22 protein-coding genes are annotated in these 23,152 nt (G+C 62.9%); 11 read left to right on the top strand and 11 right to left on the bottom strand.

Annotated features, from left to right (window positions below; all coding sequences use genetic code 11):
* Positions 1–69 precede the first annotated feature (69 nt).
* Complete coding sequence (locus BB347_RS13110) at positions 70–465, bottom strand: DoxX family protein (RefSeq protein ID WP_076582989.1); 396 nt, start codon at positions 463–465, stop codon at positions 70–72.
* Positions 462–1,532 carry a WD40/YVTN/BNR-like repeat-containing protein gene (locus BB347_RS13105; protein WP_076582987.1) on the bottom strand — a complete coding sequence of 357 codons (1,071 nt, stop codon included), beginning with the start codon at positions 1,530–1,532 and terminating at the stop codon, positions 462–464. The genes BB347_RS13110 and BB347_RS13105 overlap by 4 nt, the downstream gene beginning before the upstream one ends.
* A gap of 62 nt (positions 1,533–1,594) precedes the next feature.
* Here BB347_RS13105 and BB347_RS13100 point away from each other — a divergent pair, with 62 nt between their 5' ends.
* The 3 genes from BB347_RS13100 (at position 1,595) to hepT (ending at position 4,042) form a co-directional block, all read left to right on the top strand.
* On the top strand, positions 1,595–2,599 hold the full coding sequence (locus tag BB347_RS13100; protein ID WP_076582986.1) for a TatD family hydrolase: 1,005 nt from the start codon (positions 1,595–1,597) through the stop codon (positions 2,597–2,599).
* A 502-nt stretch (positions 2,600–3,101) separates the two neighbouring features.
* A complete protein-coding gene (gene mntA / locus BB347_RS13095) occupies positions 3,102–3,584 on the top strand; it encodes a type VII toxin-antitoxin system MntA family adenylyltransferase antitoxin (protein WP_076582984.1) in 483 nt (160 codons plus the stop codon).
* Positions 3,581–4,042 carry a type VII toxin-antitoxin system HepT family RNase toxin gene (gene hepT / locus BB347_RS13090; RefSeq protein ID WP_076582983.1) on the top strand — a complete coding sequence of 154 codons (462 nt, stop codon included), beginning with the start codon at positions 3,581–3,583 and terminating at the stop codon, positions 4,040–4,042. The genes mntA and hepT overlap by 4 nt, the downstream gene beginning before the upstream one ends.
* A 20-nt stretch (positions 4,043–4,062) precedes the next feature.
* Here hepT and BB347_RS13085 read toward each other — a convergent pair whose 3' ends face one another.
* Both BB347_RS13085 and BB347_RS13080 read right to left on the bottom strand, forming a co-directional pair.
* Positions 4,063–4,956: a fumarylacetoacetate hydrolase family protein gene (locus BB347_RS13085; protein WP_076582981.1), complete on the bottom strand. Its 894-nt coding sequence runs from the start codon at positions 4,954–4,956 to the stop codon at positions 4,063–4,065.
* A gap of 24 nt (positions 4,957–4,980) precedes the next feature.
* Complete coding sequence (locus tag BB347_RS13080; protein ID WP_076582980.1) at positions 4,981–6,339, bottom strand: amidohydrolase family protein; 1,359 nt, start codon at positions 6,337–6,339, stop codon at positions 4,981–4,983.
* Between the two features lie 111 nt (positions 6,340–6,450).
* Here BB347_RS13080 and BB347_RS13075 point away from each other — a divergent pair, with 111 nt between their 5' ends.
* On the top strand, positions 6,451–7,065 hold the full coding sequence (locus BB347_RS13075) for a TetR/AcrR family transcriptional regulator (protein ID WP_076582978.1): 615 nt from the start codon (positions 6,451–6,453) through the stop codon (positions 7,063–7,065).
* A 103-nt stretch (positions 7,066–7,168) separates the two neighbouring features.
* Here the strand turns inward: BB347_RS13075 and BB347_RS13070 are convergent, their stop codons facing one another.
* Positions 7,169–8,383: a CaiB/BaiF CoA transferase family protein gene (locus BB347_RS13070; protein WP_076582976.1), complete on the bottom strand. Its 1,215-nt coding sequence runs from the start codon at positions 8,381–8,383 to the stop codon at positions 7,169–7,171.
* Between the two features lie 248 nt (positions 8,384–8,631).
* Between BB347_RS13070 and BB347_RS13065 the strand changes: the two genes are divergently transcribed.
* Entirely contained in the window at positions 8,632–9,282 is a 651-nt protein-coding gene (locus BB347_RS13065) for an HAD family hydrolase (RefSeq protein ID WP_076582974.1), read from the top strand.
* Between the two features lie 44 nt (positions 9,283–9,326).
* On the opposite strand, the gene BB347_RS13060 is transcribed toward BB347_RS13065, so the two are convergent.
* The 4 genes from BB347_RS13060 to BB347_RS13045 form a co-directional block, all read right to left on the bottom strand.
* Entirely contained in the window at positions 9,327–9,647 is a 321-nt protein-coding gene (locus BB347_RS13060) for a bacteriophage holin (RefSeq protein ID WP_139327039.1), read from the bottom strand.
* A 153-nt stretch (positions 9,648–9,800) separates the two neighbouring features.
* The gene (locus BB347_RS13055; protein WP_076582973.1) at positions 9,801–12,164 is read right to left on the bottom strand and encodes a DEAD/DEAH box helicase; all 2,364 of its coding nucleotides are present in this window, start codon (positions 12,162–12,164) and stop codon (positions 9,801–9,803) included.
* A gap of 102 nt (positions 12,165–12,266) precedes the next feature.
* Entirely contained in the window at positions 12,267–12,863 is a 597-nt protein-coding gene (locus BB347_RS13050) for a hypothetical protein (RefSeq protein WP_076582971.1), read from the bottom strand.
* Between the two features lie 119 nt (positions 12,864–12,982).
* A complete protein-coding gene (locus BB347_RS13045) occupies positions 12,983–13,498 on the bottom strand; it encodes a PH domain-containing protein (RefSeq protein ID WP_076582970.1) in 516 nt (171 codons plus the stop codon).
* 267 nt (positions 13,499–13,765) lie between these two features.
* Here BB347_RS13045 and lipA point away from each other — a divergent pair, with 267 nt between their 5' ends.
* The 6 genes from lipA to BB347_RS13015 all read left to right on the top strand — a co-directional run bounded on the left by lipA (position 13,766) and on the right by BB347_RS13015 (position 21,685).
* Positions 13,766–14,737, top strand: coding sequence for a lipoyl synthase (gene lipA / locus BB347_RS13040; protein WP_076582968.1), 972 nt, complete (start codon positions 13,766–13,768; stop codon positions 14,735–14,737).
* 344 nt (positions 14,738–15,081) lie between these two features.
* Entirely contained in the window at positions 15,082–16,215 is a 1,134-nt protein-coding gene (gene pdhA / locus BB347_RS13035; protein ID WP_076582967.1) for a pyruvate dehydrogenase (acetyl-transferring) E1 component subunit alpha, read from the top strand.
* Position 16,216: 1 nt separating this feature from the next.
* Positions 16,217–17,230 carry an alpha-ketoacid dehydrogenase subunit beta gene (locus tag BB347_RS13030; protein ID WP_076582965.1) on the top strand — a complete coding sequence of 338 codons (1,014 nt, stop codon included), beginning with the start codon at positions 16,217–16,219 and terminating at the stop codon, positions 17,228–17,230.
* Between the two features lies 1 nt (position 17,231).
* The gene (locus BB347_RS13025; protein ID WP_076582964.1) at positions 17,232–18,857 is read left to right on the top strand and encodes a dihydrolipoamide acetyltransferase family protein; all 1,626 of its coding nucleotides are present in this window, start codon (positions 17,232–17,234) and stop codon (positions 18,855–18,857) included.
* 71 nt (positions 18,858–18,928) lie between these two features.
* Positions 18,929–20,392 (top strand): dihydrolipoyl dehydrogenase, encoded by a 1,464-nt coding sequence (gene lpdA, locus BB347_RS13020; protein WP_076582962.1) that lies wholly within the window; start codon positions 18,929–18,931, stop codon positions 20,390–20,392.
* Positions 20,393–20,542: 150 nt separating this feature from the next.
* Positions 20,543–21,685 carry a multicopper oxidase domain-containing protein gene (locus BB347_RS13015; protein ID WP_076582961.1) on the top strand — a complete coding sequence of 381 codons (1,143 nt, stop codon included), beginning with the start codon at positions 20,543–20,545 and terminating at the stop codon, positions 21,683–21,685.
* 21 nt (positions 21,686–21,706) lie between these two features.
* On the opposite strand, the gene BB347_RS13010 is transcribed toward BB347_RS13015, so the two are convergent.
* Both BB347_RS13010 and BB347_RS13005 read right to left on the bottom strand, forming a co-directional pair.
* Positions 21,707–22,003 (bottom strand): DUF7521 family protein, encoded by a 297-nt coding sequence (locus BB347_RS13010; RefSeq protein ID WP_076582959.1) that lies wholly within the window; start codon positions 22,001–22,003, stop codon positions 21,707–21,709.
* The gene (locus BB347_RS13005; RefSeq protein ID WP_076582958.1) at positions 22,000–22,377 is read right to left on the bottom strand and encodes a winged helix-turn-helix domain-containing protein; all 378 of its coding nucleotides are present in this window, start codon (positions 22,375–22,377) and stop codon (positions 22,000–22,002) included. The genes BB347_RS13010 and BB347_RS13005 overlap by 4 nt, the downstream gene beginning before the upstream one ends.
* Positions 22,378–23,152: the final 775 nt, after the last annotated feature.

Here is a 23,152-nt window from a genome sequence, read left to right as displayed (position 1 = left end):
CCCAGTTCAAGTTCCAGCAGGTCACTCGCTTCGAGCCCCCGCTTATCACTCGGCTCGAATTCTAGCCGATCACTCGGCTTGATCCCCCGCCTGCTCGAGGAGCAACAGTGCGCCACCGAGCAGGGCGACGTTCTTGAGGAAGTTGATCTTGTTCGCCTGGCGTTCCTCGCCGTCCATCGTCCAGAAGTCGTGAATGCCGGGCGTCGTCCCGAGAAAGAAGACGATGAGCGCGCCGGCGGACGCCCGCGGGAACTTCCAGAGCAAGATACCGACGTTCGCGACGAAGAGCATCCCCGTGACGAACGGCACGAGGACGTCCGGGGCGGGCACCCCCTTCTCTCTGGCGACCTCCACGCGCTTCTCGTTGTTCTGGAATCCGTCGATGGCCATGTACGCCAGAATGCCGCTGTAGAGTGCCCGGCCGACGAACGAGGGTGGATCGGCTTGCGCAGTCCGCTCCGTCATCGTTCACCCTCCGAACCGGCGTTGACAACCTCGAGTCGGCCGACGTTGGCCCCGACGCGGCCGACCGTCTCGTACTCGCCAGCATCCGTCCGGCGCATGATTCGGCCGTTCACGTCGTCGCGTTGATCGGGCACGTCGAAGAGTCCCGAGCCGCAGATGACGTCCCCGTCGTGGACGGCCCACGCTTCGATGATCTCGTGTGGCTCGCCGGGGAAGGAGACCCGTTCGAAGTCGCGACCGAAGTTCGTCGACTCGAACAGCGCGACCTCGTGGTCGTCGTCGACCCACGCCGGCGGAGCCTCTTCGCCCCCACAGAAGAAGACGGTGCCGTCGTGGACGAACACGCAGCGGATGTACGAGAAGTCGTTGCCCCGATCGAGGCGGGTCCACGACCCGCCGCCGTCGGTCGTCCGATGGAGCCCCCCTTCGCCGACCGCGTGGCCGAGTCCGAGGTTCTCGAGGTCGATGTCGAGGTATCCCGCCGTCGCCAACCAGACGTCTTCGGTAATCGGCAGGATCTGGTGGACGTCGTCGACGATGGTCTCGCGGCGGTCGATCCACGTCTGTCCCCCGTCCTCGCTCAGGTGAATCCCGCCGGCTTCGACGCCGGCGATCAGTTGCTCGGGTCGTCCCGGCACGGTCTCGAGTGCGCGCAAGCGCGCGTAGTGGGGATCGATCGGCGACTCCCAGTGGCCGCGAGACGGCAGGTCACGGAATCCCTTCAGCTCCGACCACGACTCGCCCTCGTCGACGGATCGGTAAATGTAGGGGTCGTTCGTTCCGGCGTAGAGCGCGCCGTCCGCGGTCGCGAGGATCGACCACACCTCGCTCTCGCCGGCGTGCCAGAAGCGATCGCCCAGCGGCACGCTGAGGTCCTCCCACGTCTCCCCGCCGTCGAGCGACCGGTACGCTCCGCTCGAGGACGCGACGAAGACGCCGTCGGTGTGGCCCCACGATCGAAGCGCCGTCACGACGCCACACTCGAGGACCAATTCTTCTTCCTCACGCTCGAACGGCACGCTTTCGACTCGGTACAGACCGTCATCTGTCCCGATCAACAGTGGCATACTATGTTTGTGTATCACTCGCACAATAAAGTTTTACCAGCCTGTAAAACGCTACGTTACCCATGACCTCACCGCATCCGACCGCCCGGCCGACGGACGCAGCGCACCTCGAGGACCGAGACGTCGACCTCCCGACGGAGCTTCTCAACCTCCCGTGGATCGACGTTCACAACCACGCACACACGCTCTCGTGGGACGACCGTGAGCGCTACGCCCTCTCGGGGTGTCGATCCATGGTGATGGTCTCCTCGGGCTATCACTGGACGCCGTACAAACCCGTGCAGGCGTCCGACGTCCGCTACCTCTGGGACGACGCGATCAACCGACGCGGGGCGATCGAACGGAACCACTTCTTCGAAGCCAAACTCGGATTGGGGATCCACACGGGCGTTCGGATCGAGAACCCGGACGAGTTGCTCGAGGCGATGGCCGACTACTGCGACCTCGAGGAGGTCGTCGCGATCGGCGAAACCGGAGTTACCCCCTCCCAGCACGTTAGCTCGTGGGGCCTCGACGAGCAGCGCGCGGTCGTCCAGGCCCAGATGGAACTCGCGGACGCCCACGACCTGCCGGTGCTCCTCCACACGCCGAACACCTCGAGCGATTCGGGCCGTTCCTACCGCCCGGAACTCGGAACGCCGGGCTACGAGAAGAACCCCGGCCTGGGTCAGGAACCGGTCATTGAGAGGGAGAATCCCGCGCTCGAGGCGGTAAAAATCGACGTCGAGGCGGCCCGAGACGCCGGATTAGACGAGGAGCGAGTCGTCGCCTCACACGCGGACGAGAACAACACCGAGTACCTGATGGCGGAGACCGACTGCTACCTGAGCTACACGATCGGTCACTCGTGGCTGATCGGCGTCGACGCTGCAGACGTCGCCGACGCCATCGACGAGTACGGACCCGATCGGATCATGATCGACACCGACTGTGCCAACGTCCTGAGAACGGACCCGTTCGCGCTGAAGCGGGCGATTTTCGAACTTTATCGGTACGGGATCGACGAGGAGGCCATCAGGCAGGTGGTGCTCGAGAACCCGCGCGACGTGTTCGACATCGGCCAGTGAGCTTCGCAAAGGGAACTGTCGACGTTTAGCAGTAATTGGTACGACGGTTTTGGTATTCAGTGAGGGTGTTTGATCTGAGGCGACCGATCGTTACGTAGAGAAGGTCACGGAACGTTCGCCGTCGAGTCTGCAGCCTTGACCAACCACCGTCGGGTGGGACTGAAAGGGGCCAGGGCTTTCGCGGTGATAACTACGGAAGCAGACTCTCCTCACATGGCCACACGGGATGGCCACGCCCTCCCCAGCCGATTCGCTCACTGCGTTCGCTCATCCCTCGCGCAGCATTGTCGGCCGCTCTCGTTTACACTCGGTCGTCCGACAGCGCGCGCCACCGCAGAAAGAAGGGTTGATCCGAAGTGATTCGTCGTCCACCTGTCCGTATCGTTCGTCAGGTATGCAAACTATTCTCTGTCCTTGCGTATAGTCGCAATCTCGAGATCAGTACTCTGTTCCATCGATATTCCCTGAGCGTTTATGTACACCGAGGACGTGTTTTCGGACGATGAGAACCTGGAGGGAGGCTACTCTCGACGACTCGCTCCCACTCGAGAGGCTACAGGAAGTGTTCCAGGAACACGAGATCCAACTGGCGATCTTGTTTGGATCTCACGCGAGCGGAGAAACCCATTCTCGAAGTGATATTGATCTCGCAGTCGAACTCGAAGACGTCCAACCGACCGATCCGGAGTACAACGAACGCTTCTTCGGACTGAGTGCCGATCTCAGTGAGACACTCGAGACTGATGAGGTAGACCTCGTGGATCTTCACAGAGCTTCACCGGAACTGGCAGCGACAGTTTTCGACCGTGGAATACTCCTCGTCGGTAATCCAAATCATGCAACTGCCCTTCGAGACCGGCTGATGGAGACGGAGTCGTCCCCTCAGTCTCCGCGTGAACGGTTCGATGCGGCACTAACCAAAATCGACGAACATCTAAGCGGATCTGCTGTGACAGCAACGGACGGCGAGACGCACAACGAATGACGGATGAGCCCTTCCCACCAGATCGACTCAACAGGATCCTGAACGCTGTCGAGACGATCGAGGTCAGCTTGGGTATCCTTGCTCGGAAACAGTCACTACCCAGAAAGGAGTACTACGCCGACACCGATAGCCAGGATATCGTCGAGCGCAGGTTCGTGAAAATGACCGAGGCAGCGATCGATATCGCGGAGGAACTGGTCAAACACGAACGGGGCTCACCGCCGAAGAGCAATCCGAAATCGATGCGCGCACTCGAGGAACTCGACATCCTTTCGGCTTCGACAGCCACCGAAATGGCACAGGGAGCTCGATTCCGTAACGTCCTCGCACACACCTACGGAGAGATCATCGAGCATGATGTCGTCTACAACGCCTTACAGGACCTTGAGCGGTATCGGCAGTTCCTTATCGAGGTCCGTGACCATCTCGAATCCGTCGGCGCGCTCGAGGAAAACTGAACCGAAAGTCGTGTTCCCGACTACTGCGTATCGAACGAACAGGTGTTCGTCAGTTCCCCGAGTTCGTCGACGCCGATCGTCACCTCGTCGCCGTCCTCGAGCAGCACGGGTGGCTCTCGATAAACGCCGACGCCCGGCGGCGTGCCGGTGAAGATGAGGTCGCCCGGTTTCAGTGTGAACGCCTGGCTGCAGAACGAGACCAGCTCGTCGATCCCGAAGATGAGGTTCGCGGTCGTCGACTCCTGCAAGCGCTCGCCGTTGACTTCGGCCCAGATCTCGAGGTCGTGAGGGTCTGACACTTCATCCGCGGTCACGAGTTCCGGCCCGATGGGTGCGAAGCCGTCGAGGCTCTTCCCCCGAACCCACTGCCCGTCGCCGTGCTGGAGATCGCGAGCGGAGACGTCGTTGCCCACCACGTAACCCGCCACGTGCTCGAGGGCCTCGTCCTCGTCGACGCGTCGCGCTTCCTTTCCGATGACGGCGACGAGTTCGGCCTCGTAGTCGACCTTCTCGGTGAGGTCGGGATCCCAGCTGATCGTACTCCCGGGGCCGGTCACGGTCGTCGGAAACTTCGAGAAGAGCACGGGTTCGTCCGGAATCGGGTTGTCGCCCTCCTCTGCGTGGTCCCGATAGTTCAGCCCGACGCAGACGACCTTCTGCGGATCGCCTACGGGAGCGTGCCGGTCCAGACCGTCGAGGTCGTAGACGCCGGTTCCAGTCTCCTCGGCGTGCTCGAGAGCGAGTTCTGCCTTCCGTTGCCACTCCCGGCCGGCTAGCAATTCGGTACTCCGCCGGGGCAGGTCGACGCCGGTGGCAGCGCCCGCCTCGGCGAGGTTGACGACCGTCTGTTCGTCCGTCCTGGCGCCATACCAGGGCTGTTCCGTGTTCGTCGTCGTGTATTGTCCGAGTCGCATCGTGAGTGAATTGGTGGGTGTGAGTTACTCGAGGTCGATTCCGGCCTCGTCGATCAGTCGCTCGCCGGACGCGACGAAGCGGTCGAACTCCTCCTCGACGAGCGGATTGCGCAGTTCGCCATCTTGCTTGACGGGTTCGCCGTCGACGAGTACGGTGTCGATGTGAGAAGTGTCGGACTGGAAGACGACGGTCTGAATTGGGTTGTGACTCGGCGCGGTCATGAAGTCGTCCGTCCGAATCATCACGATGTCCGCGCGCTTACCCGGCGTGAGCGTTCCGATCTCGTCCTCCAGGTTCAGGGCTCTCGCCCCCTCGATGGTGGCCATCTCGAGGGTGTCCCGTGCAGTGGTCTGGAGCTCCGTGACCTCCTCGTCTCCCTCGAGGACCGCCTGGTTCTCGAACATCCGCTGGACTTGCAGGCCGATCCGCATCTGGCTGGTCATGTCGCCGCTGATGTCCGAGCAGACGTCGACGCCCCACGCCGGCCGGCCACCGGCCTCTATGACCTTTTCGGTGACGGGGATGCCGTGGCCCATCTGCATTTCCACTTCCGGAGTCGACGAAAAGGAGACCCCCTGCTCGACGGCGTGGTCGATGTCCTCCTGGGCAAAGTGGTTCCCGTGGGCGACATTGACGTCCGGGCCGAGCATGTCCTCGAGGCAACCAAAGCCCTGGTAGTCGTCGCCGTAGACCGAGGACGGCCAACATGCAGCGCCCATGTGAAGCGTGGCGAGGGCGTCGAGTTCGCGGGCCAGTTCCAGATCGCCGCGGGCGGTCTCGTCGGTACAGAAATCCGGCCCTCGCAACCCGAGTGCGAGGCTGAGTCGGTCGTCGTCGCGGATCTTCTCGGCGTCGAACTCGCGGATTTGCTGTTCGGGGAGACCGACGTCGCTCTCGAACCACCACGTCGCCGCGTCGTCACCCGGCGGGCCGTAGGTGTACACCGCTCGCACCCCGGTATCCTGCAGCGCGTCGACGGCCCGTTCGGCGTGCTCGGGCGTGTTGGGGTACGACCAATCCAAGACCGTGGTCGTCCCCGTATAGAGCTTCTCGAGCGCGCCGAAGAGGCCGCCCAGGTACATGTCTTCGGGCTGGTAGAGCCCGGTGATGTTGCCGAGCATGTCGTCGAAGTAGTCGCCCATGAGCGACCAGTCCCCGGCGATACCCCGTACCTGCGTCTGTGCGAGGTGGATGTGCGAGTCGACGAACCCGGGAACCACGATGTGGTCGCTCGCGTCGATGACCTCCGCGTTCTCCGCGGACAGCCCCGCTCCGATTTCGACGATTTCCCCGTCCTCGATCAGGATATCCGCGTCCTCGAGTTGTCCGATCTCCGGATCGAGCGAGACGACCGTCCCGTGTTGTATGATCGTACGTGACATAGTCGGGTAGATAATCTAACCACGGAGGCAAAAATTTACCGTCTGGTAAAGGATTCTCCTCGAGCGTTTCTGGAACAAATTTGTTATATATCCATCACCCGCAGTAGGCGTATGAGCGATGCTCGAGAGGGGGAGTCCACCGCGGACACGAAGGAGGTGATCATGGAAGCGACGTTCCGTGCGCTGAGCGAGCACGGCTACAAGGACCTCCGAATGCGCGACATCGGCGAGGAAATGGATCTGACGCGGCAGGTAATCCACTATCACTTCGACGGAAAGTACGACCTCCTCTCCTCGTTTTTAGAACACGTCATCGAGCAGTACGAGGGAAGCGTGGAAGTCGAGGAGGACGCCGACCCGCGCACGGAACTCGACGCACGGATCGACCAGTGCCTGTTCGGCCCGGAGTTCGAGGAGTTCTCCCACTGGGATCGGATGAAAGTCTACCACGAACTGTACACCTACGCCCAGAACGACGGCGAACACCGGAAAATCTTCACCGACCACTACGACCGAATTCGCGGGAGTATCGTCGACGTCATCGAGACGGGCATCGAGCAGGGTGCGTTCCGGGCCGTCGACGCCGAACTGATGGGCCAACTCGTGACGGACGTCATCCACGCCGCACGCGGCCGACGCATCTCGCTCGGCCACGAGGACGCCCCGGCGGAGGCTCGAGCGGCCATCGACGAGTTCATCCTCGATTCGCTGTACGCAGAGGGCTAACTCGACCCGCACTCGAGGTGGAACGTGGCCGCACTCGAGGTGGAACGTGGCTGCTCCCTCGAGTCACCAAACTCACCGGTTTTGATTCCGGATGGCCGCCCGATCACTCTTCCTCTCGAGCGCCGAAGACGCCTTCTTCGGCCAACTCGTCGAGTTCGGCTTCGGTGTATCCCAGATCACGGAATACGTCTCGGTTGTGCTCGCCGAGAAGCGGCGGCGCACGGTCGAATCCGGTCTCCGCGCGGTCGAACTTCAGCGGGTGTTCGATGACCGGTACCGTTCCGAGTTCGGGGTGCTCGAGTTCGGTGATCGTGCCGCGGGCCTCGATCTGTGGATTCGTCAACGCTTCCTCAACGTCGTAGACGGGGCCGGCCGGGACGCCGGCGTCCTCGGCGATGATCTCGATCCACTCGTCGGTCGTCTTCGTCCCGAGCGTGGCTTCGATTTCGGCTTCTAACGCATCTAAGTGGTCGACGCGGTCGGCGTTCGTCTCGAATCGGTCGTCTTCGGGGAGGTCGGGTCGCTCGAGCGCCTCACACAGCTCACCCCAGAGCTTCTCGTTGAGGATACAGACGTTGAGAAACCCGTCTTTGGTCTCGAACGTTTGATACGGTGCGAGCACCGGATCTTTCGTCCCCATCCGCCGCGTCTCGTTGCCCGCGAAGACCTGTCCGGCCTGTTTAGTGAGCCAGGGAAGCGTCGACTCGAGCATCCCGAGGTCGATGTACTCGCCGTCGCCGGTCCGTTCTCGCCGGTAGAGTGCCGTCATCGCCCCGAAAGATGCCCACATCGAAGTGATGAGATCCGTCATCGGTAGCCCAGTTTTGACGGGTTGGCGACCTTCCTCGCCGGTCACGTCCATGATTCCGCCCATTCCCTGTATGAGCAGGTCGTAGCCCGCTCGCTCTCGCCACGGGCCGGTCTGTCCGAACGCGGAAATCGCGAGGTAGATGACGTCCTCGTTGTGCTGTGCGATCGTGTCGTAATCGACCTCGAGTCGCTCTGCGGTGCCCGGCCGGAAGTTCTGAATGAAGATGTCGGTCTCCTCGACGAGTTCGTACAACGCCTCCTTCGCTCGCGGGTTTTTCAGGTCGAGTTCGAGGCTCTTCTTTCCGTAGTTGACCGTCCAGTAGTACGGCGACTCGCCCTCGATAAACGGCGGTCCGGAGTGGCGAATCGCGTCTCCGTATCCGGGTTGTTCAATTTTGAGCACCTCCGCTCCCTGATTTGCGAGCATCGCCGAGCAGAACCCGCCGGTAACGAACGTCGAGAGATCCAGAACGGTGACTCCCTCGAGAATCTTATCGCGTTCGCTCATCCGTTCCCCTCGGTTCGATGCCTATCGTTAGTGTGTCCGTATTCCATGGTATCGTGTAATCGACGTGGTCCGCTCGAGCGCGTTACTTGCGAACATACACCCCGAGTACTTCTCTCGTGACAAGTATTGCCTTACCAGTTGGTAAACCTATCGACGGAGGGGTTCGACCGCAGTCACACTCGCCCTCACAAACAAAACCCGAATCCAGCCCAACCGCTAAATGCGACGGTCGGGTACGCCCAGTCACAATGAAGGCAGTGTTGTTCGACATGGACGGCGTCCTCGTCGACAGCGAGACCTACTGGTCGACGTTCGAACACGAGGAGTTGTTTCCCGACGCCGTCCCCGACGAAGACATCGACCGCGCCGAAACCAGCGGCATGAATTTTCGCGACGTCTACGACTACCTCGAGACCGAGTACGGAACCGAAATCTCTCGTTCCGAGTGGATCGATCGCTTCGACGCGGCCGCCGAAACCGTCTACACCGAACGCGTGTCCCTCCTCGACGGTCTCCACGACTTACTCGAGGAACTCGACGAGCGGGGCGTCCACACGGCACTCGTCTCCTCGTCTCCCCACCACTGGATCGAGCAGGTTCTCGAGCGATTCGACCTCGAGGGTTCCTTCGACCGCGTCGTCAGCGCCGACGACATCGACGCGCCGAGCAAGCCGAATCCGGACGTCTTCGAACACGCGGCGGCCGAACTGGACGTCTCGCCTGAGAACTCGCTCGTCGTCGAAGACTCCGAAAACGGGATCGAAGCCGCTTCTCGAGCCGGAACGACCGTCGTCGCCTACCGAATCGAGGCTCACGACGACCTCGACTACTCGTCGGCCGACCACGTCGTCGAAACGCCCGCCGAGGTTCGAGAGACGGTGCTCGAGGAGGTACGCTAAGTGCGGCTTTGCCCATCTCACGTGCGACCGCTACCGTGTCGCGTTCACCGTCGTTGCCCGCCTCGCTGGAACACGTTGTAGAGCCAACCGAACGTGATCCCCATCGCGAAGCCGTCGGCACCGGCCCACACGACGCCGGCGAGGGTGCCGCCGTCGTCCGACTCGAAGCCGGGGTACATATCCGCGAAGAGCCCTCGCCACTCCTCGGCGATACCGACTCGAGAGAGCATTCCGATCAATCCGACGCTGAGTGCCATCGTCGTCCCGCAGGCGAACCCGAACGCCATCGGATCGAGGTCTTCGTAATCGCCGTCCAACTCGTCCATCGTCGGTGCCGGATCTCGCGGTCGATTCTGTGATTCCATCACGAGCATCTCCACTGGCCGACGTGAAAGTAACACGACGCGCGAATTCCGGGCCCGTTACTCGTGCGCGCTCATACGATCCACTGAAAGTCACTCCCGGTGCAACCGCGACACGTCTGCAGTTGCACCGATACACAATTACGGCGAACCGTCTCAGACGACGTCGACGGTCCGCGTCGACTCGAGTGGTAACAGCGACTCCTCGGGAAACGTGACGGTGACGGTGAACTCGAGTTCCTCGGCGTCGGCACCGAAGACGCCCACGGGAACGGTCTCCTCGCCTCGCAAGTAGGTCTTCGTGCTGGTCATCTCGACGCCGTTGACGGTGACGCGGACGCCCGCGCGGGCGGGTTCACCGACGTTCCTGACGGTCACGTCACAGACTTCGTTCTCCCCGGTTGCGACGGTTTCGGGGAACTGTCCCCAGTCGAATTCGATCGAGGGCAGCGACTGGGCACCCTCGTAGACCGATTCGGCGACCCCCTCCGTCAGCCCCGCGTCGACGAGGCCGCCGATTCCCTCCTCGACGATGTCTCCCGGCGTCGTCAGCCCTTCCGAGGCGAGTTTGCTCGCCCGACCCGGGCCAACCTGATCGATGGCCGTCAATCCGACCGCGTCTTCGGCGACGCCGTTCTCTATTCTGGCTTCGACTCGCTTGGCGAGGTTCGCCGCGTGTGGCCCGGCGAGTCGATCGAGGAACGCGCCGAGCGCCGAGATGAGTCGCGTCGCGTTGCGTCGGATCACCCAGGCGTCGCTCGCGAGTTCCGTCGGCGTCGAGCCGTTCGCAGCGCCGCGCAGGATCGCGAGCACCTTTCGCTGGCCCGCCTCGAGGTCTCCCGTCTCGTGGCCGACCAGCGTCGCGCTGATCGCGTCGCGCTCGGACTGGCGCGCCGACACCGAGTCGAACTCCTCCGCCGTCGCGACGGCCTCGAGCACGTCGTCGGCCTCGAGAACCGCGCCGTCCTCGCTGACTCGATCACAGAGTTCCGCGAACGTCGCCGCCGTCTCGAGGCGCAGGTAGTACTTCGAGGCGAGAACGCCCCGCGGGGTCGCCTCGATCGAGAGATCGTCGGCGTCCATCTCGACGAAGCCGCGCTCGACCAGTTCCTCGAGGCAGTCGCGGACGCGCCCGCGGAGGTTCGGAAAGTCGTACTCTTCGGGCTTCGACTGGCCGCGGACGTAGTAAAAGGTCGTCTCGAGCCAGTCCATCACCTCCTCGAGCGAGGTGATCGTCCCCATCGCGATTTCGGCGTTGAGGTGGGTCTCGAGCGTCTCCGCGAGACGGGATTCGATCTCCTTGCCGTCTCGCAGTAGTCGGCGGTACTTGTCCGCGTCCGACCCGTCGCAGACGACCCAGCCGTAGCCGACGTCGTCGTAGCCGGGCCGTCCAGCACGGCCGAGCATCTGGAGCACGTCGAGGGGGCTCATGTCCACTTCGCCCTCGAGGGGGTCGTGGATCTTCGTGTCGCGAATCACGACGCAGCGCGCGGGCATGTTGACGCCCCAGGCCAACGTCGAGGTCGAGAAGAGCAGTTCGATGTGACCCTCCTTGAACCACTGCTCGACGAGGTCTCGCTCCGTCTTCGAGAGGCCCGCGTGGTGAAACGCGACGCCGTCGAGGACGGAGTTTCGGAGGGTGTCGTTGTCGAGTGCGGCTTTCGACTCGTCGTGGAACTCGATGTCGCCGCGAACGCCCATCGGAACGTCTCGCTCGGCGATTTCGTCTCGAGCCTTCTTGGCCGCCTGCACGGTGTCCTGACGGGAAGAGACGAAGACGAGCGCCTGACCGTCATCTCGGAGGTGGGGCTCCGCGAGGTCGATCGCGCGGTAGAGCCGTCGGTACTTGTCCGCGAAGGAGTTCTCGCCGTGCGTGTAGGTCTTGACGCCAGCGTTGAGGTCGACCGGTCGGTAGTCGTCGCCGAACTCGAAGGTGGTCTCCGCGGGCGCGTCGAGCCACGCCGCCACGTCGTCGACGTTCGGCATCGTCGCCGAGAGCGCGACCACGCGGGGATCACAGAGCCGGCGCAGGCGAGAGACCGTCACCTCGAGCACCGAGCCGCGTCGGTCGGCGTCCAGCAGGTGGACCTCGTCGATGACGCAGACGTCGATATCCGTGACGAAGTCGTACCGTCGCGACTCGTGTTTGCGGGTCGCCGAGTCGAGTTTCTCGGGCGTCATCACGAGGATGTCCGCGCGTCGCGCGCGCCGCGGATTCAGATCCCGCTCGCCGGTGACGACGTAAACGGAGTAATCCAGGCTCTCGAATCGGTCCCAGTCGTCTTCCTTTTCGTTCGTCAGCGCTCGCAACGGGGCGATAAACAGCGCCGTCCCGCCGTTGGCGAGCGCCTTACAGATCGCCAGCTCCGCGAGGGCTGTCTTGCCCGAGGCGGTCGGCGCGCTCGCGACCACGTTTTCGTTCGACTCGAGCAATCCGGGCAGTGCCTCGCGTTGCATCCGGTTGAACTCCTCGAAGGCAAAGGCGTCGGCGAATTCGGGGAGAACCTCGGCGACCTCCATCACACGAAAACGGGGAGCGGCGGGTCAAAGGCGTTTCCTTCGAGTCGCGAGATTGACTCGAGTCACGCAGCGAAACGGAGGCGTCTCGGTTTCGCGACCCGACTATCGACCGGTGAGAGTCGACGCGAGGACTGCCCCCGCGGTCGCGAACACCAGCGGGTAGAGGATGCCAGCGAGCAAGATTGCGGGGAGGAGTTCCGGCGCAACGGATCCGCTCATCTCGATCGGTCCGAACGTCCCTTCGCTGCTGGATTCGGCGACGTGTGCGCCGATACTGAGGACGACTGCGTACCCGATCGTGACCGGTGCGGCGGCGAGGACTGCGCCGCCGATATCGTTCACGTGCCACTGGGCGGCCAGAATCGCCCCGATCGTGAACAACACGAGTGGCGGCAGCACGTACAGCAACGTCGCGCTCGTACTTCCTGATTCGGCGATGAGGTTAGCGGTATCAGTTCCGCCCCAGGCGCCGAACTCTCCGCTGGTCTCGATGTCAACGAGATGTGCGTTGTAGAAGTACCAGGCGACGCCTTTCCAGTCGGCGACGCCGTCGCCCACGGCCTCGCGGGCCTCGTCGATGATGAGCACGTACGACGCGAGGTAGCCGATCGCGGCCGCCAGCACGCCGAGTCCGGCACTCGCCGCGACGCTCGAGCCACGCGATGCTGGACCGTCGTTGGCTGTCGCCAATCGTGACATTGTATCGGGTCCGAAAGCCAGTTGATATAATGAGTCTTGTGGTTTTCACGGAAACTTATGTAATAATAACTACAATACCAAAACCACTCTAAAACGGTTGAATCCGGGTGTATGGGGTCTCAGACGACTTGATCGTTTGCCGATGTCTCGTCGAGTTGGTCGCTCAACAGACTCGAGGCCCGCTCCGGACTCGGCACGCGCTCGAACGTCAGCTCGGGGTCGCCCGACCCGGCCGTGTACACCGTGAGGTCGCCATAGCCGAGTGCACGGCCGATCATCGATTGGTTGAGGCTCGTGTTCTGGACGCGATCGAGGCGAAACTGGGTTACGTCCCTCGAGATCACGCCGTGTTTCTTGTACAACTCGGAGGTCGTGATCACGTAGCGGGTGTTCGTCCAGACGAGGTAGCGAGCGCCGGCGAGGGCGAGGCCGGCGATCAAGAGGAGGAGGCCCAGCACCGTCAGAACGCCGACGCCGTCGCTCGCGGTCCACCCGGCGAGGACGAATCCGAAGAGGATGAGGACGAGTCCGGCGGGGAGCCCGACTCCCATCGTGATCGGATGTGGCCGACTCTCCCAGACGACATCGTCTTCGTCGCTGATGTGAAACCAGTCGGGAGTCGTGCTGAACGCCATGAACCGTGGCTATTCTACTCTCTCTGGTAAATCTACCGGGAGTACGATGCCCATACAGTCCTTCTCGGCTGAAACTCATCCGCTCCAAACGAAACGAACGGGGTGGTTTCGATCGTAGCCAGCGGCGATAGCACCGGTTCGAGAGTGGCCTGCCCGGTGGTGGAAACCGGTCCGTACTCGGCCTCGAGGGGGCTTCGTCTCGAAATTCTCGGTAGCCACGGCCCCCGGATCACCACGGTTTTTCACGGTGGCTCCCCTCGTTCCGGTATGAGCACCACTCGCAAGCCCGACTGGCTCAAGATGCGGCCGCCGTCGGGTCGGGAGTTCGCGTGGATTCGGGAGACGCTGCGCGAGCGGAACCTCCATACCGTCTGCGAGGAGGCCAACTGCCCGAACCTCGGTGAGTGCTGGTCCGGCGGGGCCGGGACGGGCGAGGGCTCGGGCGGCACGGCGACGTTCATGTTGATGGGCGATCGCTGCTCTCGAGCCTGTAACTTCTGTGACGTCCAGACCGGGGGAATGGAGTCGCTCGACCCCGACGAACCCGCGAACGTCGCGGACGCGGTCGCCGAGATCGGACTCGATTACGTCGTCCTGACGAGCGTCGACCGAGACGACCTGCCGGATCAGGGGGCGGGTCACTTCGCGGAGACGATTCGCGAGATCAAGGATCGACACCCGGGGATTCTCGTCGAAGTCCTCATTCCGGACTTTCAGGGGGAAGCTCACCTCGTCCGAAAGATCATCGACGCCGAACCGGACGTCATCGCACACAACGTCGAAACCGTCGAACGCCTGCAATTTCCCGTCCGTGACCGTCGTGCGGGCTACGAGCAGAGCCTCTCCGTTCTCGAGCAGGTCGAACGCGAGTCCGACATCTACACGAAAACGTCGATCATGCTCGGCCACGGCGAGTACGACCACGAAGTCTACCAGACGATGGCGGACCTGCGCGAGCGCGGCGTCGACATCGTCACCCTCGGACAGTACCTCCGGCCCTCGAGCGATCACCTCGAGGTGAAACGCTACGACCACCCGGACAAGTACGAGACGTGGCGTCGCGTCGCCGAAGACGAACTGAACTTCCTCTACTGCGCCAGCGGGCCGATGGTTCGCTCGTCCTACAAGGCCGGCGAACTGTTCGTCGACGCCGTCTTGCGCGAGGGCAAGAGCGTCGCCGAGGCGAGAGCCGAGGCTCGAAGTGCAGGCGGTGCCGGCCAGACGCACTCTCGAAGCTAACTTCCTCTCGAGTTCATTCTCTACTCGCGTGCGCGTCGGTTTGGGAGCGGTATCGGTTTGCGAGCGCGTCGGTTCCTGTTTCGTGCTCGAGCCAGCCTCGTTCGTACTGTCTGCACCCTTCCGTTGCGACCGACGCGAACGTCGCTCACCGGCGCGCCCCGCGCGGCCGTCGCCTCGCCGTCGAAACTTGCCGTCCCCAATTCGGACGATACTAGCCAAAACTGATCAAACACGTCCACTTTTGACGGACTCGAGTGAAAGAAATACCTCTCTGATACCCTATTTTGGGAAACTCCTTTATTGTGAGCGATTGTTCCCTAGGGTATGTACAGGTGGGTTTACCCGTGAGTACGCTACAACGCAGCCCCCGAGACCGAGTACAGATTCTCGACGAGTCTGGACGGGTTCTCGAGGGTGCCGATGTCCCCGACCTGACCGACGAGGAACTCGTCCAGATGTACGAGCAGATGTGCCTGATTCGTCACTTCGACGAACGGGCCGTGAGCCTCCAGCGCCAGGGCCGAATGGGGACGTACCCCCCGTTGTCCGGCCAGGAAGCCTCTCAGATCGCCAGCGCGTACGCACTCGCCGACGACGATTGGGTGTTCCCGAGTTACCGCGAACACGGCACCGCTTTGGTTCGTGGAATGAGCCTGGAACGAACGTTGCTCTACTGGATGGGCCACGAACGGGGCAACCAGATTCCAGACGATGCGAACATCTTCACCGTCGCAGTCCCCATCGCGACGCAGATTCCCCACGCGACGGGGGCCGCCTGGGCCTCGAAGCTCAAGGGCGAAGAGAAGGCGTTCCTCTGTTACTTCGGCGACGGTGCCACGTCGGAGGGCGACTTCCACGAAGGGCTCAACTTCGCGGGCGTCTTCGACACCCCGAACGTCTTCTTCTGTAACAACAACCAGTGGGCCATCTCCGTTCCTCGAGAGCGCCAGACCGCCAGCGCCACGCTGGCCCAGAAGGCCGAGGCTTACGGCTTCGAGGGCGTCCAGGTCGACGGCATGGACCCGCTCGCCGTCTATAAGGTCACTCGAGACGCCGTCGAGAAGGCCAAGAATCCCGACTCAGTCGAGAGCGACGGCGCGGCCGGCCGCGCGACGCGCCCGACGCTGATCGAAGCCGTCCAGTACCGCTACGGCGCGCACACGACGGCCGACGATCCCTCCGTCTACCGCGACGACGAGGAGGTCGAACACTGGAAAGGAAAGGACCCGATTCCGCGACTCGAGCAGTACCTTCGCAACGAGGGGATCCTCGACGACGAGCGCGTCGAGCGAATCGACTCGGAAATCGAGGAGCGCGTCGCCGACGCAATCGACACCGCAGAGTCGGTTACACGCCCGGATCCGGAGGAAATCTTCGCACACGTTTACGAGGGTATGCCCCGACGCTTACAACGACAGCTCGAGTACTTCGAATCGATCCGCGAGCGACACGGCGACGACGAGCTCCTGGAAGGATAACATGGCAACACACGAGACACGATCGCAAACGCACGACGAATCGGAGCGTCTCACGCTGGTCGAAGCAGTGAGAGACGGCTTGCACACCGAGATGGAACGCGACGACGACGTCCTCGTCATGGGCGAAGACGTCGGGAAAAACGGCGGCGTCTTCCGGGCGACGGAGGGCCTCTACGAGGAGTTCGGCGATGATCGCGTCGTCGACACGCCCCTCGCGGAGTCGGGTATCGTCGGAACGGCCATCGGAATGGCCGCCTACGGAATGCGCCCCGTCGCCGAGATGCAGTTTCTGGGATTCATCTACCCCGCATTCGACCAGATCGTCTCCCACGCCGCGCGCCTCCGAACGCGCTCGCGCGGGCGATACACGTGTCCGCTGGTCGTCCGCGCCCCCTACGGCGGCGGGATCCGTGCGCCGGAACACCACTCCGAGTCCTCGGAGGCGATGTTCGTCCACCAGCCCGGGCTCAAGGTCGTCATGCCGTCGACCCCCTACGACACGAAAGGCCTCCTCACGAGCGCGATTCGCGATCCGGACCCGGTGATCTTCCTCGAGCCGAAGCTCATCTACCGGGCGTTCAGAGAGGACGTTCCCACGGACTCATACGAGGTACCGATCGGCGAGGCCGCCGTTCGCCGGGAGGGAAGCGACATCTCGGTCTACACGTGGGGTGCGATGACTCGGCCGACGCTCGAGGCCGCGGAGAACCTCGAGGGCGAGATCGACGCCGAGGTGATCGACCTGCGGACGCTTTCGCCACTCGACGAGGAGACGATCGTCGAGTCGTTCAAGAAAACCGGCCGCGCGGCGGTGGTTCACGAGGCACCGAAAACGGGCGGTCTCGGCGCTGAAATCGCCGCGACGCTCCAGGAGGAGGCCCTGCTCTATCAGGAAGCGCCGGTCGAACGGATCACGGGCTTCGACACGCCGTTCCCGCTGTACGCGCTCGAGGACTACTACCTGCCCGAACCGGCGCGCATCGAAGACGGCATTCGCGACGCGGTGGGGTTCTGAGATGGTTCGCGAGTTCAAGCTGCCGGACGTCGGCGAGGGCGTCGCGGAGGGCGAACTGGTCTCGTGGCTGGTCGAAGAAGGCGACGAGGTCACGGAGGATCAACCGGTCGCGGAGGTCGAAACCGACAAAGCGCTCGTCGAGGTTCCCTCGCCGGTCGACGGCACGGTCAGCGAGTTACACTACGCGGAAGGCGACGTGATCCCCGTCGGCAACGTCTTCGTCACGTTCGCGCTCGAGGGCGAGGACGCGGAGACGGCCGAGCCGGACAGCGGATCCGCGAGCGCGGACGAGGAAACTGAACCAACAACTGACGCAGAATCCGCCCCGACAGACGAGGAGAGCGAGGCCGGCAGTCCCGGTGCGATCGGTGCCGATACCGAGGAGACTGGAACGCCCCAGGATCGCGTCTTCGTCCCGCCCAGACTCCGACGCAAAGCCCGCGAGGACGGCCTCGACCTCTCGAGCGTGCGGGGCAGCGGCCCGGGCGGTCGGATCACCGCGGCCGACATTCGAGCGGCGAGCGCAGCCGACGATGGCGGGCAGGAAACCCCTGATTCTGGGTCGAGCGACACGGAGACGGCTGGCGACTCGAGTGACACTGTCGACGACCGAGCAGGGACGGAGGCGACGCCGACGACTTCCTCCGTTTCCGGAGCCACGTCCGCTCCGTCGACCGACCTCGAGGACGCAGACCGTGAGCAGACGTTGGCTGCGCCCGCAACTCGTCGGATCGCCGAGGAGGAAGGAGTAAACATCGACGCCGTCCCCGCCGTCGAAGAGCGTGACGGCCAACCGTTCGTCACCCCCGACGCGGTTCGCGAGTACGCCGAGGCCAAGCGACAGGGGGCTGAGAGTGAGGGACTCGAGGCCGGCGGAGCGGCCGACGCGACCGGTGTCGACTTCTCGGACGGTGAACGCGAACGCCGCGAACCCTTCGCGGGCGTCCGGAAACGAACCGCCGACGCGATGGTCGAGTCGAAGTTCACCGCCCCACACGTGACCCACCACGACGAGGTCGACGTCACCGCCCTCGTCGAGGCTCGCGAGGACCTGAAACCTCGCGCTGCTGATCGCGGAATTCGGCTGACCTACATGCCCTTCATCGTGAAGGCCGTCGTGGCAGCGCTGAAGGAATACCCCGAGATGAACGCGGTCATCGACGACGACGCCGAGGAGATCGTTTACCGCGATTACTACAACGTCGGCATCGCGACCGCGACCGACGCCGGGCTGTTAGTGCCGGTGGTCGAGAACGCCGACCAGCAGGGGCTCTTAGCGCTCGCGTCCTCGATGAACGAACTGGTTCAGAAGGCCCGCGAGCGCACGGTTAGTCCCACCGAACTGCAGGGATCGACGTTCACCGTCACCAACGTCGGCGGCATCGGCGGCGAGTACGCGACGCCGATTCTCAACTACCCCGAAGCGGGCATCCTCGCCGTCGGCGAAATCAAACGCAAGCCACGCGTCGTGACCGACGAGGAGGGCACCGAGACGATCGAACCGCGATCCGTCCTGACGCTCTCGCTGTCGTTCGATCACCGACTCATCGACGGTGCAATCGGCGCACAGTTTATGAACACCGTGATGGAGTCTCTCGAAAACCCACACTTACTACTGCTCGAGTGACCGTAGCAGAACTACCGACTACTACGACCTATGAACGCTGACACACGACACACGAGGGAGGGACCGAACTGATGGTCGTCGGAGACGTCACGACCGCGACGGACGTTCTGGTGATCGGGGCCGGCCCCGCGGGCTACGTCGCTGCGATCCGCGCCGGGCAACTCGATCTGGACGTCACGCTCGTCGAGAAGGAAGCCTACGGGGGTACCTGTCTGAACCACGGCTGTATCCCCTCGAAGGCGCTGATCACGGCGACCGACGTCGCACACGGAGCCGCGACCGCCGAGGAGATGGGTATCCACGCCGACCCGGCGATCGATCTCTCGGGAATGGTCTCGTGGAAAGACGGCGTCGTCGACCAGCTCACGAGCGGCGTCGAGAAGCTCTGCAAGGCGAATCAAGTCTCCCTGCTCGAGGGAACCGCCACGTTCGTCGACGAGCACACCGCCCGAATCTCTCACAGCGGCGAGGGGCAGGGCTCTGAAAGCCTCGAGTTCGAACACGCGATCGTCGCAACCGGCTCGCGTCCGATCGCGATTCCCGACTTTTCGTTCGACGCCGATCCGGTCATCGACTCGCGACAGGCGCTCGCACTCGATTCCGTCCCCGACTCGTTGGTCGTCGTCGGTGCGGGCTACATCGGCATGGAACTGGCCAGCGTCTACGCCAAACTCGGGACCGACGTCACCGTCGTCGAAATGCTGGATTCGATCTTACCGGGATACGACGACGACCTCAAACGGCCGGTCAAACAGCGGGCGAACGATCTGGGAATCGAGTTCGTCTTCGAGCACACCGCCTCCGAGTGGTACGAACCGGACGAGGACATCCGCGTCGTCGCCGAACCCGTCGACGGTGCGGCGGCCAACGGCGGCAGCGCCGAAGCGATCGACGAAGAACGCCTCGAACTCGACGTCGAGAAGGTACTCGTCGCCGTTGGCCGCGAACCAGTCTCGGACACGCTCGATCTCGAGGCTGCCGGCGTCGAAACGGACGACCGTGGAATTATCCAAACCGATACGCGCGCGCGTACGAACGTCGACCACATCTTCGCGGTCGGCGACGTCGCCGGCGAGCCGATGCTCGCCCACAAGGGGAGCATGGAAGGACAGACCGCTGCGGAGGTCATCGCCGGCGAACCGGCCGCGATCGACCACCAGGCGATGCCCGCCGTCGTCTTCACCGATCCCGAAATCGCGACCGTCGGGCTGACCGAAACCGACGCCGAAGAAGCGGGCTACGACCCCGTCGTCGGACAGTTCCCCTTCCGGGCCAGCGGTCGCGCGTTGACGACCGGCGACGCCGACGGCTTCGTCAAAATTGTGGCCGAGGAATCCGATGGATACGTCCTCGGAGCCAGTATCGTCGGCCCCGAAGCCTCCGAACTGATCGCCGAACTCTGTCTCGCGATCGAGTTAGGCGCCACGCTCGAGGATGTCGCGTCGACGGTCCACGCCCACCCGACGCTCTCCGAATCGGTGATGGAAGCCGCGGAGAACGCGCTCGGCCACGCGATTCACACGCTGAACCGGTAGTCCGCCGTCGCGTCGAGATTTCACTTCGCCGACTCTCCCGTTTTCGGACCGTATGACTCCATTACGCGCTGGAGTATGCGTCGAACTTCCCGACCGATGGGAACTCTCGCTTTCATCTTCTCTCCCCGGTCCCGACTATCGACTGACGGCATGACGCCCACCACTCCCCACCGAATTCGCCGACGTACCGTCCTATCGATCGCAGCCACGGGCACACTCGGTGGACTCGCCGGCTGTGCGTCGTTGCTCGAGAGCGACGACGATACCGGCGATACTGATGACGAAAGCGAGGACGAACCACTCACCGACTACGAGTACACCGAACCACCACAGATCGTCGATATCGCCGATCAGGGGTACGAATCGACCCTCCGGACGGTTCCGGCCCGTCACGAACTCGTCAGTGCTGATTCGCCGGACGGTCCCGTCGAGCTCCCCGAAGTCTGGGCCTGGCAGGCGGACGACCTCGGTCCGTCCGTTCCCGGTCCCATCTACCGACTGTCCGAAGGCGACACGTTCGAACTCACCTACGACAACAGCGATCACAATCGTTCACACACCGTCCACGTCCACGCTGTCGGCAAATCCTGGGAGGACGACGGCGCACCAGTCAGCACCCGCGAACACGTCACTGCTGGCGAGAGCCACACCTACACGCTCGAAGGCGACGTCCCCGGCACGCACGTCTACCACTGTCACTACCAAACGCACAATCACCTCGACATGGGAATGTACGGGATCCTCCGCGTCGATCCCGAGGGGTACGAACCACCGGATCGGGAGTACTTCTTCACGCTGCGGGATTGGGATACCGACCTCCACGAGTGGGAAGCAGGCGGCGACGCCGAGTACGACCCGGTCGAACGATCCTCCGACGCGTACACGCTCAACGGCCGTAGCGCGCCAACGACGTTCCACCCCGAACTCGGAACGCCGCTGATCGTCTCGGAAGGCGACACCGTCCACCTCCACATCGCGAACAACGGCTACGAATCACACCCCTTCCACACGCACGGTCACCGGTTCACCGCCATCGAGAAGGACGGCGCGCCGATTCCAGAATCTGCCCAGCACGAAGAGGACGTCATCACCATCGGACCCGCCGAACGCTACACCCTCGAGTTCGAAGCCGACGCCGACCCCGGAATCTACCCGGCTCACTGCCACAAGGTCCACCACGTCACTACCGAGGGAAGTTATCCCGGCGGAATGGCGACCGCCATCGTCTACGAGAGCGCTATGGAAACCGACGAATTCGCAGAAATTATGGAGGAAGCCGGCTACGACGGCTGAAAACAGACCCGGTATTCTTTCTTATTGCACGTACAGCGAGTACGCGATGACGACGAACCCGGCGAGAACGAGCAGACTCTCGAGCAAGATCCCCGTCGCGAGTCGCACGCTGAGCAACTCGTAGAGCAACCCCGCCAGCACGAGTCCGAGCGTTACGAGGCCGAACCCGAGTGCGAGCATTCCGAGTGCACGCTGGCGCGTCCGTCTGTACGCCTTGAACGCGATATACGTGATCGCGCTCCCGACGACGAGGACGAGCGTCTTGACGACCGCGAGTGCGAGCGCAATTTCGGTTCCACCGACATCGATCGGACTCATGTCTCCTTTCGCACCTCCGACCACAACTCGGCCAGTCGTTCGTCCGCCGTCCGAGCTGGACGCTCGATCTGGACTGCGAGCGAGCGGTCGTCGTCTAACACGATCGTAATCTCGTTGAACGCAACCGCGTACTTGCTCGCGTGATGTCCATCCTGACGAATTTCGGTGGACTCCTCGAGTAACGTCGCATCGGTCAACACCTCGAGTTTCCGGTACAGCGTCGACTGTGGAATCTCACACGCGGCCGTGAGCTCCGACGCCGTCATCGGCTCCTCGAGGTTCCGGATAATTTCACGACAATCGGGGTCGTCGAGCGCAGCACAGATTTCCTCTGCTGGCGGCGTTGACTCCGACGCGATCGGATCCCGGACCATTCGTGTATCTCTTACGACGCGCGGGGTTTATCGCCATCGATACATTCGCACGTACACACCGGCTCAGTCGCACTCGGTCACGACAGGTTCTTGCGCGTGCACGCTCGAGACCAATTTACGCGGGTCTCATTCGGCCCGACCGTGCCTGCAAGGGTGGAATGACCGGCCGACCTCCGCCCGCGTGATATTCTACGGCTGCTAGTGCTCGTTCTGGAGTAGCGACCGTTCCTCGAGCGTACGGTACGTCGATGGCAGTGTTCTTCGAACAGTGTAAAATCGTCCCATGGTAGCGGGTTTCTATGGCCGTCTCGTTCGACGGCCTTATGTATGTACCCACCATCCGATAGTAATGCGAACGACGTGGCGCACTCCGCTACGTCCCCTCTGGCCGTTTCCCGGCACGGAGGTTGACACTCCATCCACCTGTACCGATCCCGCTGGTTCATCCAGGGGGTGTGTCGTATGGGGGTATCTGCCGTTGATCTGTTGGGTCGATGTCGATTGGCTCGACGATCCGGTGCCCTTATACGTCCCAGGGCGTTCAGATTGAATCGTAATCGCTCGCCGGATGCGACTTCCGGCGAGCTTCGATCCGACGCCCTTAAGTGTATAAGGCAACTCGGATGGAATGCAAAAGAAAATGTGATCGATGGGGCGTTCAACTCGCTCCATCAGCATGGATCGCTCCGGTCCGAAGGGGTTATGTACCCCGGATGGCTTAGGAGTAGATCCGAAGGAAATGAGAATCTCACCCCTGCGGTCCGCCGTATAGATG

Origin of the sequence: Natronorubrum daqingense (assembly GCF_001971705.1) — an archaeon.
Classification (GTDB): Archaea; Halobacteriota; Halobacteria; order Halobacteriales; family Natrialbaceae; genus Natronorubrum; species Natronorubrum daqingense.
This window is presented reverse-complemented; position numbering and strand designations above follow the sequence as displayed.